Here is a 15,361-nt window from a genome sequence, read left to right on the forward strand (position 1 = left end):
GCCGGTTGCGTCTGCGACACAAAACAGCAGGCCCGCCAGTGATGGCGGGCCTGCTGCGTTTCGACGGGCTGATGCGCCGACAGGGGCCGCTGGCCGGTATCAGGCCGATTGCGGCTCGGTGGCCTCTTGATAGGTTGGGTAGTCGGTCAGCCCCTGTTCGCCACCACCAAACAGGGTGGCCGGATCGTGGGGGGCGAACGGGTAGCCGTGGCGCAGCCGGCTCGGCAGATCCGGGTTGGCCACGAAGGGGCGACCAAAGCCAATCATGTCGGCCCAACCGGCCTGGAGGGCGGCCCGTGCTCGCTCGCCATCATATTTGCCCGCATAGATGAGGGGGTTGGGGAAGGCGTCCCGCAGCCCCTGCTTGAAGTTTTCCGGCATCAGGGGGGCATCGTCCCAGTCCGCCTCGGCGATGTGCAGGTAGACGACATCAAGCTCCCCCAGCAAGCGGGCGGCGGCCAGATAGGTCTGCTGCGGGTTGGCATCGACTGTGCCGTTGAGGGTGGTGAGCGGCGCGAGGCGCACCCCGACGCGGTCTGCTCCGATTTCGGCACTGACCGCCTCTGTCACCTCTTTCAGGAAGCGCAGGCGATTTTCCAGCGAGCCGCCGTAGTTGTCGGTGCGGGTGTTGGACTCGGAGTCGAGGAACTGGTTGATGAGGTAGCCGTTGGCGGCGTGCAGCTCTATGCCGTCGAAGCCGGCCAGCATGGCGTTGCGGGCCGCCTGGCGGAACTGGCCCACCACTGCATCTATGTCTTGCTGGGTCATGGCGCGCGGGGTGACCGTCTCCACAAAGCCGGGGGCATCGCTGCCGTTATCGACGAACACCTTGACACCCACGGCCTTGATGGCCGACGAGGAGATAGGCTGGGCGCCGCCGATGTTGTCAGGGTGGGTGACCCGGCCCACGTGCCAGAGCTGGGCGAAAATGGTGCCGCCCTTGGCGTGTACCGCGTCTGTCACCCCCTTCCAGCCGGCCACTTGCTCGGCGCTGTGGATCCCCGGGGTCCAGGCATAGCCCTTGCCCATGGGGTCTACCTGGGTGCCTTCGCTGATGATGAGGCCCGCCTCGGCGCGCTGGGCGTAATAGGTGGCCATCATGACATTGGCCACATCACCGGGCTGGCTGGCACGGGAGCGGGTCATGGGGGGCATGACGATACGGTTGTTAAGGTGCAACTGGCCCAGACGCAGCGGGCAGAACAGGTGATCGTGGCTCATCTTGAGTTCCTCATGGTGGGAGTGAGGCCACTCTAGCCCTGCGGCTTGCTGTGAAAAAGAGGGGTAATTGCAGAAAAGAATTGCAGTGATGGCATCAATCCATCGGCACGGGGGCTGGATGGCGCTCGCTGGCTCGCCAGCGGGCAGCGGAGGGACTGTGAGGTGTCGTGCAATAAAAAGTGCAACAAACAGCGCAATAAAAAGAGGGCCTGCTCGGCCCTCCCTGTTCACGCGACCTGGGCTCAGGTCCCCAGCGGCATGACCCGTACCCGTTCGATGCGGCGCTCGCTCACCTCGACCACCTCGAAGCAGAGCTGCTGCAGTTGCAGTTGCTGGCCCGGGGTGGGCAAGGAGCCGAAGTGGGAGAGCAGCATGCCCGCCAGGGTCACGTATTCGTCGCTCTCGCTCACCAGCCCCTCGTGTTCCAGCACCTGTTCCACATGGTGGATGTTGGTGCTGCCGTTGATGAGCCAGCCTTCCCCGTCGCGCACCATGTCCGGGGTTTCGTCCTCGTCCGGCAGTTCGCCGACGATGGCCTCCAGCAGATCGTGGGTGGTGACCAGTCCCTGGATGACGCCAAACTCGTCGGAGACCAGGATCAGGCTGCCCTTGGCCTGGCGCAGCTCCGCCAGCAGCCGGATCACGTTGATGGTCTGCGGCACTATGATGGGGTCGTTCTGCTTGGCCAGCTCGCTCAACGGTTGCCCCTCGTTGAGGGCAAACAGCAGATCCCGCGCCTTGACCACGCCTATGATCTCGTCCAGATCGCCGTCACAGACCGGGAACAGGCTGTGGGGCTCCTGTTGCAGCAGGGCGCGGATCTCCTCGGGCGAGTCGTTGACATCGATCCAGGCCATGTCGGAGCGCGGCGTCATTATGGTGCGGATGGAGCGCTCGGCCAGCGACAAGACCCCGGTCACCATGTAACGCTCCTCCTCGCCAAAGCTCAGCGGCGCAGGCGCCGACGCATCCAGATCATCGTCCGGTCTGTCCTGATATGCCTTGCTGCCCATCAGCTTGAAGATGGCAGCCGTGGTGCGCTCGCGCAGGGGCTGCTTGGCCTCGTGGCGCTCGGCGCTGCGCTGGGAGAGCTGGTTGAAAAACTCGATCAGCACCGAGAAGCCGATGGCCGCGTAGAGGTAGCCCTTCGGAATATGGAAGCCAAACCCTTCCGCCACCAAGCTGAAGCCGATCATCAACAGGAAGCTCAGGCAGAGCACCACCACGGTCGGGTGGGCGTTGACGAACTGGGTCAGGGGCTTGGAGGCGAGCACCATCACCAGCATGGCGATGGTCACGGCCGCCATCATGACGCCCAGGTGTTCCACCATGCCCACCGCAGTGATGATGGAATCCAGCGAGAAGACGGCATCCAGCACCAGGATCTGCGCCACCACAACACCGAAACTGGCGTAGACGCCGCTGTGGCCGCCGGACTCGGGGTTGGCCTCAAGCCGCTCGTGCAGCTCTGTGGTGGCCTTGAACAGCAGGAACAAGCCGCCGCCCATCAGGATGAGATCCCGACCGGAGAAGACGAGCTCGCCGAGCTGAAGAATGGGGGCGGTCAGGGTCACCAGCCACGACATCACCGCCAGCAGGCCCAGACGCATCAGCAGGGCCAGCGACAGGCCTATGATGCGGGCCTTGTCCCGCTGGGCGGGGGGCAGTTTTTTCACCAGGATGGCGATGAAGACCAGGTTGTCGATCCCCAGCACGATTTCCAGAATGATCAGGGTAAACAGACCCACCCAGATGTGGGGATCCAGCAGCAATTCCATGTAATGACCTCAATAAAAAACAGACAGAGCGGGTGTCAGTGACGGCGAACTATGGCCGTGGGAGCACGAAGCTTGGGTGTTTTCAGAGGCGCTGGTGGAGCAATAACAGATACATTTTGACAGGGAGAAACGAAGGGCAACTTCGGGGATTGTCCATGATGGGCAATAAAACCTCGGGTTAAAAATGAGCCCTGATGATAGCGGGAATCGGCGCGTTGGCAAGCGCAGGGCGATTAATTTGACAAGCGCAGGGCGCTCAAGATGTGAGGGCGCAGGGGGAGGCGACCGGGTCGCACTCCCCCGACCGGTCTTTATAACCAGCGCTTCTCTCGGGTGAAGCAGACCGAGAGCCAGGCATCCCCCAGGGTATCGCCGAGGCGGGACCAGAGCTCCTGGCGCAGGGCATCCTGGCGCTCTATGGGCCACTCCTGCCCCGGCGCCACCAGAATGTTCAATTCCAGATCGAAGCGGCGGCCGCTTTTCGCCAGATGGCTGTAGCACTCGATGCCATGGCGCAGGCGCAGGGCCTCGATCTCCTGCTCAACTTGCCGGGGCACATCGCCCTTGGGGGCAATCTTCAGCACCTCCCGCAGGTTGCGACCCAGCACCTTGATGGGGATCAGGGTGGCGCACAGGGCCAGCAGGGTGACCAGCACGGGATCTATGTAGCGGTTGTAGTGGCCGTAGCCGAGAGCATCGAGCCCGATGGCCACCACGAAACCGATCAGCAGGGTGGCGCTGAGCAGGGTATCCACCAGCCACTCCTTGGAGTCGACCCGCACCAGCTCGGAGTCAATCTGCTCGGCGACCCGGGCTTCGATGCGATAGATGATGGCGCAGAAGAAGGTGCAGACGGCGGCGTAGACGAGGGCGTGGCCGAGATCGATCTCCCGGCCTCCTGCCAGCAGGGAGGTGATACCGCTGTAGAAGGCGCCGAGGCAGAGCAGCAGAATGATGGCGCCGTTGATGACGTTGGTGATGGGCTCGAAGTGGGCGTAGCCGTACTGGAAGCGATCATCTGAGGGGCGGGTAACCAGGTAGGCGGTGATGAGCCCGAGCCCCGTCATGCCCATGCTGAACAGGGTGAAGATGCCATCGAGCATGATGGCGTTGGAGCCGACGAACAGGCCATAGCCGATGCCGAAGATGGCAAAGGTGATGCAACCGAACAGCGACAGGGTCAGCGCCTGTTTTTCGGTGCGGATCAGCGTACTGATAACATGGCTGTAATGAGCCATAAAAGTCCTCCTTTCAAATGGTGAAGATTGCGCGCGCAAGCGGTTTTCTAGCTGATATACTGCCCGCTCACATGTGAGCGGACTGGTTCGGGGGCCCGCGAAGAGGCTGGCCCGAACGGTCGTTGTCGCCGGAGTACCGGCATCAAGCAAAGGATGGGAACAAGGATTCATGATCCCGAGACTCGATTACCAGGACAGTTTGTCACCCGCAACCCTGCAGTTTCTTGAGTTGCTAGAGCGCAGCGCATTTCGTGGTGATATCGAAAAGTCTTATGCAAGCCGGTTGGCGATGGCGACGGATAACAGCGTCTATCAGGTTGTACCTCAGGCGGTTCTCTATCCGCGCAGTGCGGACGATATTGCGGTGATGCTCAAGCTGGCCCAGGGGCCCGAGTACGCGACCTTGAGTTTCTTCCCTCGCGGCGGCGGTACCGGCACCAATGGTCAATCCTTGGGCGGCGGCATTATCGTCGATCTCTCGCGCCATATGAACCAGATCATGGAAATTAATCTGGAAGAGGGCTGGGTGCGGGCCCAGGCCGGGGTGGTGAAAGACCAGCTCAACGCCTATCTCAAACCCCACGGTTACTTCTTCTCGCCGGATCTCTCCACCTCCAACCGCGCCACCTTAGGCGGCATGGTCAACACAGATGCCTCTGGGCAGGGGTCGCTGGTCTACGGCAAGACCTCGGATCACGTGCTTGGCCTGAAAGCAGTGCTGGAGAATGGCGACATCATGGCGACCGAGCCGGTCAATGGCGCGCATCTCGCCGACAAGCTGGCGCTGGAGAATCGGGAAGGGGAGATCTATCGCACCCTCTATCGCATCGGCAAGGAACGGCGCGCTGACATAGAGGCGACCTTCCCCAAGCTCAACCGTTTTCTGACCGGTTACGATCTCAAGCATCTTTATGCCCCCGATACCGACACTCTGGATATAAGCCGGGTGCTGTGCGGCTCGGAAGGATCCCTGGGCTTTATCACCGAGGCCAGACTCAACATCACGGCCATCCCGCGCTACCGAACGCTCGTCAACGTCAAGTACGACAGCTTCCCGTCGGCTCTGCGCAATGCCCCCTTTATGGTGCAGGCCCAGGCCCTGTCGGTGGAGACGGTGGACTCACGGGTGCTGGGGCTGGCTCGCGCCGACATCATCTGGCATTCGGTCAAGGCCTTCATTGAGGACGTGCCCGGCAAGGATCTGCAGGGGCTCAACATCGTCGAGTTTGCCGACACCGACGAGGATGAGCACCAAGCCAAGGTGGCCGAGCTGTGCCGCCGTATCGACGATCTGTTGGCGCGTGGCGAGGCGGGCATCATCGGCTATCAGGTGTGCAACCACCTGGCCAGCATCGAGACCATCTACGCCATGCGCAAGAAGTCGGTAGGGCTGCTTGGCAACGCCGAGGGACGCAAGAAGCCGGTGGCCTTCACCGAAGATACTGCCGTGCCGCCGGAATCCCTGGCCGATTTCATCATGGAATTTCGCGCCCTGCTCGATGGTCACGGCCTCGACTACGGCATGTTCGGTCACGTCGATGCGGGCGTGCTGCACGTGCGCCCGGCGCTGGATTTGTGCGATCCCGAGCAGGAGGTGCTGCTGCGACGCATCTCGGATCAGGTGGTGGCGCTCACCGCCAAATATGGCGGCCTGATGTGGGGCGAGCACGGCAAGGGTTTTCGCTCCGAATACAGCCCCGCCTTCTTCGGCGAGTTGTGGGAAGAGCTGCAACGGGTCAAGGGCGCCTTCGACCCGGCCAACCGCATCAACCCGGGCAAGATCTGCATGCCTTATGGCAGCGGGGCCGAACTGGTGTCGGTGGACGGACCCAAGCGCGGCAAGTTCGACCGCCAGATCCCGATTGCGGTGCGGGAAAGCTATACCCGCGCCATGGATTGCAACGGCAACGGCCTCTGTTTCACCTTCGAGACCGACTCCCCCATGTGCCCCTCGGTCAAGATCAGCCGCGACCGTCGCCACTCGCCGAAAGGCCGGGCCGGGCTGATGCGCGAATGGTTGCGCCAGCTGGCACAGCAGGGCTTCGATCCGCTGAGTGAGGAGGTGGCGCTGCAAAGTGGCGGTCTGCGCTTCAAGCAGATTGTCGACAAGTTTCGCAACACCCTGGCCCGCGCTCGCGGCCAGTATGATTTTTCCCACGAGGTGATGGAGGCGATGGAAGGGTGCCTGGCGTGCAAGGCCTGCACCAGCCAGTGCCCCATCAAGGTGGATGTGCCCACCTTCCGCGCCCGCTTCATGCAGCTTTATCACAGCCGCTACCTGCGGGGCCCCAAGGATTACTTCGTCGGCACGGTCGAAGTTTACGCGCCCCTGCTGGCCAGGGCGCCGAAACTGGTCAACTTCTTCCTCGAGAAAGAGTGGGCCCAGAAGGCGACCGAGAAGAGCATCGGCATGGTGGACGTGCCACTATTGAGCGTGCCGACCCTGGCCGAATCCCTGCACGACAACAAGGCGCGCTATTTCGACCTGCCGGGCCTCGAGGCCATGAGCCCGGAGCAGCGTGCCAAAGTGGTGCTCATAGTGCAGGATCCCTTCACCAGTTATTACGACGCCCCCGTGGTGCGGGACTTGGTGAAGCTTGCCAGCAAGCTTGGGCTGCAACCTTATCTGCTGCCGTTCAAGCCCAACGGCAAGCCCCAGCACGTGAAGGGGTTCCTGCGTGCCTTTGCCCGCACCGCGGCCAACAGTGCCCAGTTCCTCAACAAGATAGCGGCGCTCGGCATTCCCATGGTGGGGGTCGATCCTTCACTGGTGCTTTGCTATCGCGACGAGTATGCCAAGGCCCTGGGTTCGGCCCGTGGCGATTTCCAGGTGCTGCTGCCCCAGGAGTGGCTGCTCTCTTTACCCGCTCCCGAGAGCAGGGTGAGCGAGGGTGAGCAGGCCGAGCCCTGGTATCTGTTTGCCCACTGCACCGAGAAGACCGCCAAGCCCTCGACCCACGGCGACTGGGGTACCTTGTTCCAGCGTTTTGGGGCCCGCTTGCAGCCTGTGTCTGTGGGCTGCTGCGGCATGGCCGGCACCTATGGCCACGACGCCAAACAGGTGGAAAATTCCAAGGGGATCTACGGGCTTAGCTGGGCAGAGCCGCTCTCCCGCCTGCCCAAAGAGCGCTGTCTGGCCACAGGTTACTCGTGCCGCAGCCAGGTCAAGCGGATGGAGGGGGAGAAACTCAAGCATCCGCTGCAGGCCCTGCTGGAACTGCTCTGATGCTGACGCTGCCCAAGCGGTTTCGGGTGCCGCAAGCCTTTCGGCACCCGCACTTCCTGCTGTTGCCTGTCGCCCAGAGTCAGGCTGTGGTGGAGTTTGTGGCCATGCAGCGTGAGCGCGAGCAGCTGCACCAGTTGTTTCGCCCGGATGACGTCTGGCCCTCAGCCCAGTTCAGTCTGGGCCAGCACGAGGGGGATCTGGAGTGGCAGCGTTCCGAGTTTCTGGCCAAGCGCTCGTTCGCCTATGGTCTCTGGAGCCCGGAGCGTGAGCCGCAATTTTGGGGCGGGGTCTATCTCTACCCCTCGGTGCTGCCGGAGGTGGCGGTGGAGCTCTTCTTCTGGAAGCTGGCCGAGGCCCCCCTCACCGATGCCGAGCTGGAAGCCGAGCTGCGGCTCTGGCTTGGCAAGGTGTGGCATTGGCCCGAACCCTGCCTGCCGGGGCGGGAGCAGCCCTGGGCCGAGTGGCCCGGCGTGACCTATCCCTGGTGAGAGTCCGGCATCAGGAGCTGGCTTGGCAAGATGCCCCCTGATAGGGGCATCTTCTTTTCCAGCCCTTTTTCGCCGACACTGCTCATGTATACCTGTTGATCACACAAGGAGTCTGCTCGCCATGAGTCAAGAGAACGGCGCCATCTGGCGCAAGCCCATGAGCCTGGAGGGGCTCAATGCCAGTTCCCGCAACACCCTGATGGCCCACCTGGACATCGTCTACACCGATTTTGGCCCTGACTGGCTGGCGGCCACCATGCCGGTGGATCACCGCACTCATCAGCCCCTTGGCATGCTGCACGGCGGTGCTTCCGTTGTGCTGGCGGAGACGCTGGGCTCCCTGGCCGCCAACATGGCGGTGGGCGCGGACAGCTACTGCGTGGGACTGGAAGTGAATGCCAACCATCTGCGGGCCAAGCGGGAAGGGGTGGTGACGGGGCGTTGCTCGCCACTGCATCTGGGGGCAACGACCCAGGTGTGGCAGATTGAAATTCGGGACGAACGTGAGCGTTTATTGTGCACCAGTCGATTGACCATGGCGGTGCTCAAACACAAGCGGGGCAAGGACTCCAGCGAGGAGTGATCTGCAATAACGCACCATGAGTGCAAAATAAGCAAGCCATAGTCGCAAGATCCCTCTATAATTGCCAACGTCTTGAGAGGCTTATCACATTTTTCAAGACAGCAGAACAAAGTGGCGCTATAATCGCCGCCTTTTTGCTATTCCGCGGTGCTTAGCCGCCTGCCTTAATCTGGAAGAATCTATGTCTGATACCGAACAACTGCCCCTTTTTAGTGAGCTTGGACTGGCCGCGCCTGTATTGAAAGCGCTGCAGGACGTGGGCTATGAGCGCCCGTCACCGATCCAGGCCGCAGCAATTCCCCACCTGATGGCGGGACACGATCTGCTGGGGCAGGCGCAAACCGGTACAGGGAAGACCGCTGCTTTTGCCTTGCCTCTGTTGTCTCGTCTGGAAGCTGGTAACCGCAATACCCAGGTTTTGGTGCTGGCACCGACCCGTGAACTGGCGCTGCAGGTTGCCGAGGCGTGCCAACGTTACGCCAAGCACATGCCGGACTTCCATGTCCTGCCCATCTACGGTGGTTCCTCTTACGAAACCCAGACCCGCGCCCTGCGCCGTGGTGCCCAGGTTGTCGTGGGTACCCCTGGCCGTGTGATGGACCTGATCCGTCGCAAGAACCTGGACCTCTCCGGCCTGAAAGCCCTGGTGCTGGACGAAGCCGATGAAATGCTGCGTATGGGCTTCATCGACGACGTGGACTGGATCATGGAACAGTGCCCGAGCACTCGTCAGGTCGCGCTCTTCTCTGCCACCATGCCGGACCAGATCCGTCGTGTTGCCCAGAAGCACCTGAAGCAGCCGAAAGAGATCAAGATCATCACCAAGACGTCCACTGCACCGACCATCCGCCAGCGTTACTGGCAGGTAACCGGTCTGCACAAGCTGGACGCCATGACCCGTCTGCTGGAAGTCGAGCCGTACGAAGCCGTACTGGTCTTCGTGCGCACCAAGAACGCGGCCGAAGAGCTGGCTGGCAAACTGGCCGCCCGTGGTCACGCCTGTGAAGCGCTGCACGGTGACATCCCGCAGAAGCTGCGTGAGCGTACCGTCGACAAGCTGCGTCAAGGCCAGCTGGACATCCTGATCGCCACCGACGTTGTCGCCCGTGGTCTGGACGTTGAGCGCATCACTCACGTGGTGAACTACGACATTCCGTACGATACCGAATCCTACGTACACCGTATCGGCCGTACCGGCCGTGCTGGTCGCAAGGGTGAGGCCATCCTGTTTGTTGCTCCCCGTGAGCGCCGCATGCTGCGCGCCATCGAGCACGCCACTCGTCAGGCCATCGAGCCGATGAAGATGCCGAGCACCGAGGACATCAACCAGCACCGCATGACCAAGTTCAAAGAGCGCATCCGGGAAACCATGATGGGCGAAGAGCTTGAGATCTACCACAACCTGGTGAACGAGCTGATCGAAGAAGATTCTGCCGATCCGCTGGAGCTGGCTGCCGCACTGGCCAAGTTGGTGCAGGGTGACCAACCGCTGCTGCTGGATGAGTCCATCCCTGAGCCGCAGTTCAACCCGAGCAACGATCGTGGTGGCCGTGACTTCGAACGCCGTGACGGTGGTCGTGACTTCGCCGACCGTGGTGATCGTCCTGCCCGTCGCATGCCGTCTCTCGAGCCGCGTCCGCTGAAAGACAATCCTGATGTAGAGATGGAGCGTTACCGCGTAGACGTGGGTGCCCATCACGGCGTCAAGCCGGGCCAGATCGTGGGCGCCATCGCCAACGAAGCGAACATCGAGAGCCGTTTCATCGGCAACATCGACATCGCCGATGACTTCTCCACCGTCGATCTGCCCAAGGGCATGACCGCCGATGTACTGGAAGTGATCAAGAAAGCCCGTGTTTGTCAGCGTCCGCTGATGATCACCCGCTACACCGAAGTGCCGGCCGGCAGCAACACTGCCCCCCGTCCTCCGCGCAGCGATCGTCCCTTCAACAAGGATCGCCGCCCCAGTGGTGACCGTCCGTTCAACAAGAGCGGGGAGCGCCGTGAAGGTGGCTTCAACAAGGATCGCAAGTTCGGTGGCAACAAGCGCCGCGACAGCTAAGTCCTGATAGTCTTGATAAAAAGGCCGCTCATCGAGCGGCCTTTTTGTTGCCTGTCATTTGGCTGGTCTGGGGACTGGCTCAGCTCAAGAGGCCGGGATTGTGTTGGCCAGGGAGCGCCAGCATAGCCTCTGCCTCTGCCTTTTACCTTTGCCCTGTCGCCTGCCTCTGTCCTCCAGTCTGTAATACCAGTGTTGGGACAAGCCAGCAGTGGTGGTGACAGCCAGGGTCGAAGCTGAGGAGTGATCCCGAGCCAAACGTGCAGCGTCGTGATGCCTGCCAGCAGGGCTCCCGTGTCAAGCCCGCACATGACGGACAACGAAAAGGCGACCCTGAGGTCGCCTTTTGCGTGTCTGCATCTATCTTGTCCGGGGGCTCAGAGCACCATGGCGGCAATCCAGCCGAAGATGATGAGCGGTATGTTGTAGTGGATAAAGGTGGGCACCACGCTGTCCCAGATGTGGTCGTGCTGGCCGTCGGCGTTGAGGCCGGAGGTGGGGCCGAGCGTCGAGTCGGAGGCGGGGGAGCCCGCATCCCCCAGCGCACCAGCCGCGCCCACCAGGGCTATGGTGGCCATGGGCGAGAAGCCGAGGTGGATGCACAGCGGCACATAGATGGTGGCTATGATGGGCACTGTGGAGAAGGAGGAGCCTATCCCCATGGTGATCAGGAGGCCGACCAGCAGCATCAGGAAGGCGGCGAGGCCTTTCTGGTCCCCGATCACCGCGGAGACGGACTGCACCAGGCTCTCCACCCCGTGGGTGGCCTTCATCACGGCGGCGAAGCCGGCGGCCGAGATCATGATGAAGCCGATGAGGGACATCATGCGCACGCCCTGGGTGAAGGCGTCCTGGCTCTCGCGAAACTTGATGACGCCGCCGCAGGTGAAGATGACGAAACCGGCCAGTGCCCCCAGCACTATGCTGTTGGTCATCAGCTGCAGCCCCAGGGCCACGCCTATGGCCAGCAGGGCCACCCAGATGTGATTGAGGTTGAGCTCCACCGCTTCCGGCTCGGCGGCCAGGATTTTTTCCAGATCATATTGGCGCGGCTTGCGGTAGCTGATGAAGACAGCGATCAAGAGACCGACGAACATGCCCAGCACAGGAATGGCCATCGCCAGCGGCAACTGGCCGTGCTCGACCGGCACGCCGTTATCGATCAGGTTCTTGGCCAGGATGTTGTTGAGGAAGATGCCGCCAAAACCGACCGGCAACAGCATATAGGTTGCGGTCAGGCCGAAGGTGATGACGCAGGCCACCTGACGGCGGTCGATCTGCATCTGGGCCATGACGTGCAGCAGCGGCGGGATCAGGATGGGAATGAAGGCGATGTGCACCGGGATCAGGTTCTGGGAGGAGATGGAGACCGCCAGTACCGAGGTGAGCAGCAGGCTCTTGACCCAGAGGATGCGAGAGCTGCTGGCATCCTTGCCCAACTGGCTGATCACCTTGCGGGCCAGCAGGTCGGTGATCCCGGAGCGGGAGATGGCGACCGCAAAGGCCCCCAGCATGGCATAGGAGAGGGCGATTTCGGCGCCGCCACCCAGACCACCGGTAAAGGTGCTGAGGGTCTCCTGCAGTGAGAGTCCGCCGATCAGGCCGCCAACGATGGCGCCGATGGAGAGGGAGACCACCACATTGATCCGCAGCAGGCTGAGCACCAGCATCAGCGCAACTGCGATAACAACAGGATTCATTTGATTTCCTTATAGATTGTGTTGCTGTCTGTCGTGTGAAAGGCCGTTAGTTTGCGAAAAACGTGACAAATGTCGAGTAAAAAATCAGGCAAAACGCCTGTTGGCAGCATTCCCGGCTGGGCTGGGGGATCAAGACGGGCGTGGGGATGAAAAACGGCCTTGTATGGGCCTGATTTCGCCATTCTGGTCAAACCAGCTTGATACTGCCAACCCAATAGAAGAAGGCTGCCAGGGCAGCCTTCTTGCTCATTGCTCAAACCGGTTATTCGCTCGCATCGTCGGCGGGGGCCTCGTCCGGATGGGCCGGTGGCCAGCCACCCAGGCTCTTCCAGCGGTTGACGATATGACAGAACAGCTCGGTAGTGCGTTCTGTGTCATACAGGGCGGAGTGCGCCTCTTTATTGTCAAACGGGATGCGGGCGCTCTGACACGCCTTGGCCAGCACGGTTTGTCCCAGTGCCAGGCCGGAGAGGGCGGCGGTATCGAAGGTGGCAAACGGATGGAACGGATTGCGCTTGAGGCCGGCGCGCTCGGCGGCGGCCATCACGAAGCCGTGATCGAAGGTGGCGTTGTGGGCCACTATGATGGCGCGGCCGCAGTCGTGCTCCTTCATCCCCTTGCGAATGCCCTTGAAGATCTCGGTCAGCGCTTCTCTCTCGCTGACGGCACCACGCAGCGGATTGAAGGGATCTATGCCGGTGAACTCCAGCGCCGCCTTCTCCAGGTTGGCGCCTTCGAATGGCTCGACGTGAAAATGAAAGATCTGGTCGGGCAGGAGCCAGCCATCCTCATCCATCTTGAGGGTATAGGCGGCGATTTCCAGCAAGGCGTCGGTTCTGGCATTGAACCCGGCGGTTTCAACATCGATGACGACGGGGTAAAAGCCACGAAAACGGCCCTTGAGGGTGTGAACAGCGTCGGTCATGGTATCTCGGTCGGCGTGAAATGAGGCGGCATTATGGCAAAAAAGCCGGCCCTTGTCCCTCATCCGCAGCCATGAGACAGGTGTCTGATTCTATTATCGACACTCGGGCTTATAATTGACCACTTCAACAATGGAATGGGGAGCGACGATGAATAAGCTGGGATTGGCGCACAAGATGTTGCTGGTGGTCTGCCTGCCGCTGCTGGCCTTGCTGTTTTTCTCCGGCCGATACGTGTATGAGCGTTATCGGGTCGAGCAGGAGATGGCGCAGGCGCAGGCCGCGCTCGAGGTGGTGCGGGAGGCGGCGCAACTGGCCCACGAGCTGCAAAAGGAGCGCGGCATGTCGGCGGGCTTTTTGGGCTCCGGCGGCAACAAGTTCCGCGACGCTCTGCCCGCCCAGCGCAAGCTGGTCGATACCCTGCTGGCACGTTTTCACGAGGAGCCCGCCCTGCTGGCGCTGGGAGAGGTGCAACAGGCACTGACCGGGCTTGTCGCCATGCGCGAGCGGGTCAGTGCGCTGGGGGTCGAGGTGGCGGAGCAGGTCAGCTTCTACAGCCGTCTCATCAGTCAGCTGCTGGCCGTGGTGGATCAGGTCAGCCTCAACAGCCAGGATGCCGACATAGCGCTGCAGACCAATGCCTATGCCGCCTTCTTGCAGAGCAAGGAGCGCATGGGGCTGGAGCGGGCGACCCTGAGCAATGTGTTCGGTCGTGACGGCTTTACCCCCGCGCTGTTGCAGCAATTCATCTCCCTGCTGGCGGCCCAGAATACCTATCTCGAGCGTTTCCAGGCGGTGGCCAGCCCGTCCCAGCGTCAGCTGCTGGCCGACAGCCTGGCCTCTCCTGTGGTGGCCAAGGTGGCCTCCATGGAAAAACTGGCGCTGGACAAGGCGGCCACCGGGGGCTTCGGGGTCGATGCCGAAGCCTGGTTTGCCTTGAGCACCGACAAGATTGGCCTGCTCAAGGAGAGTGAGGATCGCCTCTATCAGCAGCTGTCCGAGCGGGTCAGCCAGATGCGGGCCCAAAGTGCCAGCGACTTCTGGTGGGCGGCCATCGGTGTCTTGCTGTGCGTGGCGCTGACCACCTTCGTCTGCTGGCGGGTGGTGCGGGATCTGCATCTGGGCTTCATGGCCCTGCACCAGACCTTCAAACGGCTGGTGCAGGAGAATGACCTGACGGTGCGGGTCAACTGGCAATCCGGTGACGAGCTGGGGGCGCTGGCACGGGATCTGAACCATTTCCTCGCACATCTCGAGGGGTTGCTGCTGGCGGTGCGCCGCTCCTGCGAGGTGCTGGCTCGCAGCGCCGCCGCGTCGGCGGACGTGATAGCCGAGGTCAACGCCGGCGTGGTAAGGGGCTTTGGTCAGGTGGATCTGGTGGCGACCGCCGCCACCGAGATGGCTTCCACCGTGGCCGAGATTGCGCGCAACGCGACCCAGACCTCGCTGGCGACCCAGCAGGCCATAGGCCGGGCCCGTCAGGGTGATAAAGAGGTGGATCAGACCATAGACGCCATCCAGCAGGTGGCGGGCACCCTGATCGATACCCAGCAACTGGTGGACAGCCTGCATCAGGACACCGAGTCGGTCGGCGAGGCGCTCAACCTCATCAAGCAGATCTCGGATCGCACCAATTTGCTGGCCCTCAACGCCGCCATCGAAGCGGCCCGTGCCGGTGAGTCAGGTCGCGGTTTTGCGGTGGTGGCCGAAGAGGTGAGGGCGCTCGCCTCCCGCACCCAGCAGGCGGCGGATGACATAGCGCGTATGCTGGTCCGTTTGCGCCAGGGCGCCAATCAGGCGGTCACCGCCATGCACCTGGGCACAGAGCAGGCGGGCCTGAGCGTGACCGAGGCCAAGCGGGCGGGCAGCGAGCTGACCGACATAGTCAACGAGGTGCGCAAGGTGAGCGACATGACGGCCCAGGTGGCGACGGCCACCGAGGAGCAGCGCTACGTCACCGACGACATACAGCACAACGTGATGACCATACGCGAGGTGTACGAGGCCCATCGCCTGCACTCGGAAACCTTGCAGCAGAACAGCGCCGAGCTGGATCAGCTGGCTCGCGAGCTGGCGGGCCGCATCGCCAGTTTCAAGCTGATGGAGCGTCCTGCACCCCACTGAGTGGTTTGCCCTAAAGCTTGT

At 62.1% G+C, this 15,361-nt stretch carries 11 protein-coding genes; 5 read left to right on the forward strand and 6 right to left on the reverse strand.

Annotation, left to right across the window (positions count from 1 at the left end):
- Window positions 1-99 precede the first annotated feature (99 nt).
- From AACW87_RS21220 to AACW87_RS21230, 3 genes are all read right to left on the reverse strand, one after another.
- The gene (locus AACW87_RS21220; RefSeq protein WP_241326087.1) at window positions 100-1,221 is read right to left on the reverse strand and encodes an alkene reductase; all 1,122 of its coding nucleotides are present in this window, start codon (window positions 1,219-1,221) and stop codon (window positions 100-102) included.
- A 242-nt stretch (window positions 1,222-1,463) separates the two neighbouring features.
- Window positions 1,464-2,999 carry a TerC family protein gene (locus AACW87_RS21225; RefSeq protein WP_241326088.1) on the reverse strand — a complete coding sequence of 512 codons (1,536 nt, stop codon included), beginning with the start codon at window positions 2,997-2,999 and terminating at the stop codon, window positions 1,464-1,466.
- A gap of 311 nt (window positions 3,000-3,310) precedes the next feature.
- Complete coding sequence (locus tag AACW87_RS21230; RefSeq protein ID WP_043139443.1) at window positions 3,311-4,237, reverse strand: cation diffusion facilitator family transporter; 927 nt, start codon at window positions 4,235-4,237, stop codon at window positions 3,311-3,313.
- Window positions 4,238-4,406: 169 nt separating this feature from the next.
- Between AACW87_RS21230 and ydiJ the strand changes: the two genes are divergently transcribed.
- The 4 genes from ydiJ (at window position 4,407) to AACW87_RS21250 (ending at window position 10,596) form a co-directional block, all read left to right on the forward strand.
- A complete protein-coding gene (ydiJ, locus tag AACW87_RS21235) occupies window positions 4,407-7,463 on the forward strand; it encodes a D-2-hydroxyglutarate dehydrogenase YdiJ (RefSeq protein WP_241326089.1) in 3,057 nt (1,018 codons plus the stop codon).
- Window positions 7,463-7,951: a hypothetical protein gene (locus AACW87_RS21240; RefSeq protein ID WP_241326090.1), complete on the forward strand. Its 489-nt coding sequence runs from the start codon at window positions 7,463-7,465 to the stop codon at window positions 7,949-7,951. Before ydiJ ends, AACW87_RS21240 begins: the two co-directional genes overlap by 1 nt.
- A 121-nt stretch (window positions 7,952-8,072) precedes the next feature.
- Window positions 8,073-8,534 carry a hotdog fold thioesterase gene (locus AACW87_RS21245; RefSeq protein ID WP_098983757.1) on the forward strand — a complete coding sequence of 154 codons (462 nt, stop codon included), beginning with the start codon at window positions 8,073-8,075 and terminating at the stop codon, window positions 8,532-8,534.
- A gap of 181 nt (window positions 8,535-8,715) precedes the next feature.
- Window positions 8,716-10,596, forward strand: a complete 1,881-nt coding sequence (locus AACW87_RS21250) for a DEAD/DEAH box helicase (protein ID WP_043139456.1) — start codon at window positions 8,716-8,718, stop codon at window positions 10,594-10,596.
- A gap of 374 nt (window positions 10,597-10,970) precedes the next feature.
- Here AACW87_RS21250 and AACW87_RS21255 read toward each other — a convergent pair whose 3' ends face one another.
- From AACW87_RS21255 to rnt, 3 genes are read right to left on the reverse strand one after another with little or no spacing between them, the layout of a single operon-like run.
- Window positions 10,971-12,293, reverse strand: a complete 1,323-nt coding sequence (locus AACW87_RS21255) for a Na+/H+ antiporter family protein (protein ID WP_043141290.1) — start codon at window positions 12,291-12,293, stop codon at window positions 10,971-10,973.
- Window positions 12,290-12,550, reverse strand: a complete 261-nt coding sequence (locus tag AACW87_RS21260) for a hypothetical protein (RefSeq protein ID WP_241326091.1) — start codon at window positions 12,548-12,550, stop codon at window positions 12,290-12,292. The genes AACW87_RS21255 and AACW87_RS21260 overlap by 4 nt, the downstream gene beginning before the upstream one ends.
- 5 nt (window positions 12,551-12,555) lie before the next feature.
- Window positions 12,556-13,218: a ribonuclease T gene (rnt, locus tag AACW87_RS21265; protein ID WP_172955319.1), complete on the reverse strand. Its 663-nt coding sequence runs from the start codon at window positions 13,216-13,218 to the stop codon at window positions 12,556-12,558.
- A gap of 148 nt (window positions 13,219-13,366) precedes the next feature.
- Between rnt and AACW87_RS21270 the strand changes: the two genes are divergently transcribed.
- Window positions 13,367-15,340: a methyl-accepting chemotaxis protein gene (locus AACW87_RS21270; RefSeq protein WP_241326092.1), complete on the forward strand. Its 1,974-nt coding sequence runs from the start codon at window positions 13,367-13,369 to the stop codon at window positions 15,338-15,340.
- Window positions 15,341-15,361: the final 21 nt, after the last annotated feature.

This window comes from Aeromonas sp. MR7 (genome assembly GCF_963899385.1).
Classification (GTDB): Bacteria; Pseudomonadota; Gammaproteobacteria; order Enterobacterales; family Aeromonadaceae; genus Aeromonas; species Aeromonas bestiarum.

Bases quoted from the DNA above. Each gene is read 5' to 3' on its own strand.
- AACW87_RS21255 (WP_043141290.1), bottom strand. From the start codon at position 12,293: ATGAATCCTGTTGTTATCGCAGTTGCGCTGATGCTGGTGCTCAGCCTG.
- AACW87_RS21230 (WP_043139443.1), bottom strand. From the start codon at position 4,237: ATGGCTCATTACAGCCATGTTATCAGTACGCTGATCCGCACCGAAAAA.
- AACW87_RS21270 (WP_241326092.1), top strand. From the start codon at position 13,367: ATGAATAAGCTGGGATTGGCGCACAAGATGTTGCTGGTGGTCTGCCTG.
- AACW87_RS21220 (WP_241326087.1), bottom strand. From the start codon at position 1,221: ATGAGCCACGATCACCTGTTCTGCCCGCTGCGTCTGGGCCAGTTGCAC.
- AACW87_RS21245 (WP_098983757.1), top strand. From the start codon at position 8,073: ATGAGTCAAGAGAACGGCGCCATCTGGCGCAAGCCCATGAGCCTGGAG.
- AACW87_RS21225 (WP_241326088.1), bottom strand. From the start codon at position 2,999: ATGGAATTGCTGCTGGATCCCCACATCTGGGTGGGTCTGTTTACCCTG.
- AACW87_RS21250 (WP_043139456.1), top strand. From the start codon at position 8,716: ATGTCTGATACCGAACAACTGCCCCTTTTTAGTGAGCTTGGACTGGCC.
- rnt (WP_172955319.1), bottom strand. From the start codon at position 13,218: ATGACCGACGCTGTTCACACCCTCAAGGGCCGTTTTCGTGGCTTTTAC.
- ydiJ (WP_241326089.1), top strand. From the start codon at position 4,407: ATGATCCCGAGACTCGATTACCAGGACAGTTTGTCACCCGCAACCCTG.
- AACW87_RS21240 (WP_241326090.1), top strand. From the start codon at position 7,463: ATGCTGACGCTGCCCAAGCGGTTTCGGGTGCCGCAAGCCTTTCGGCAC.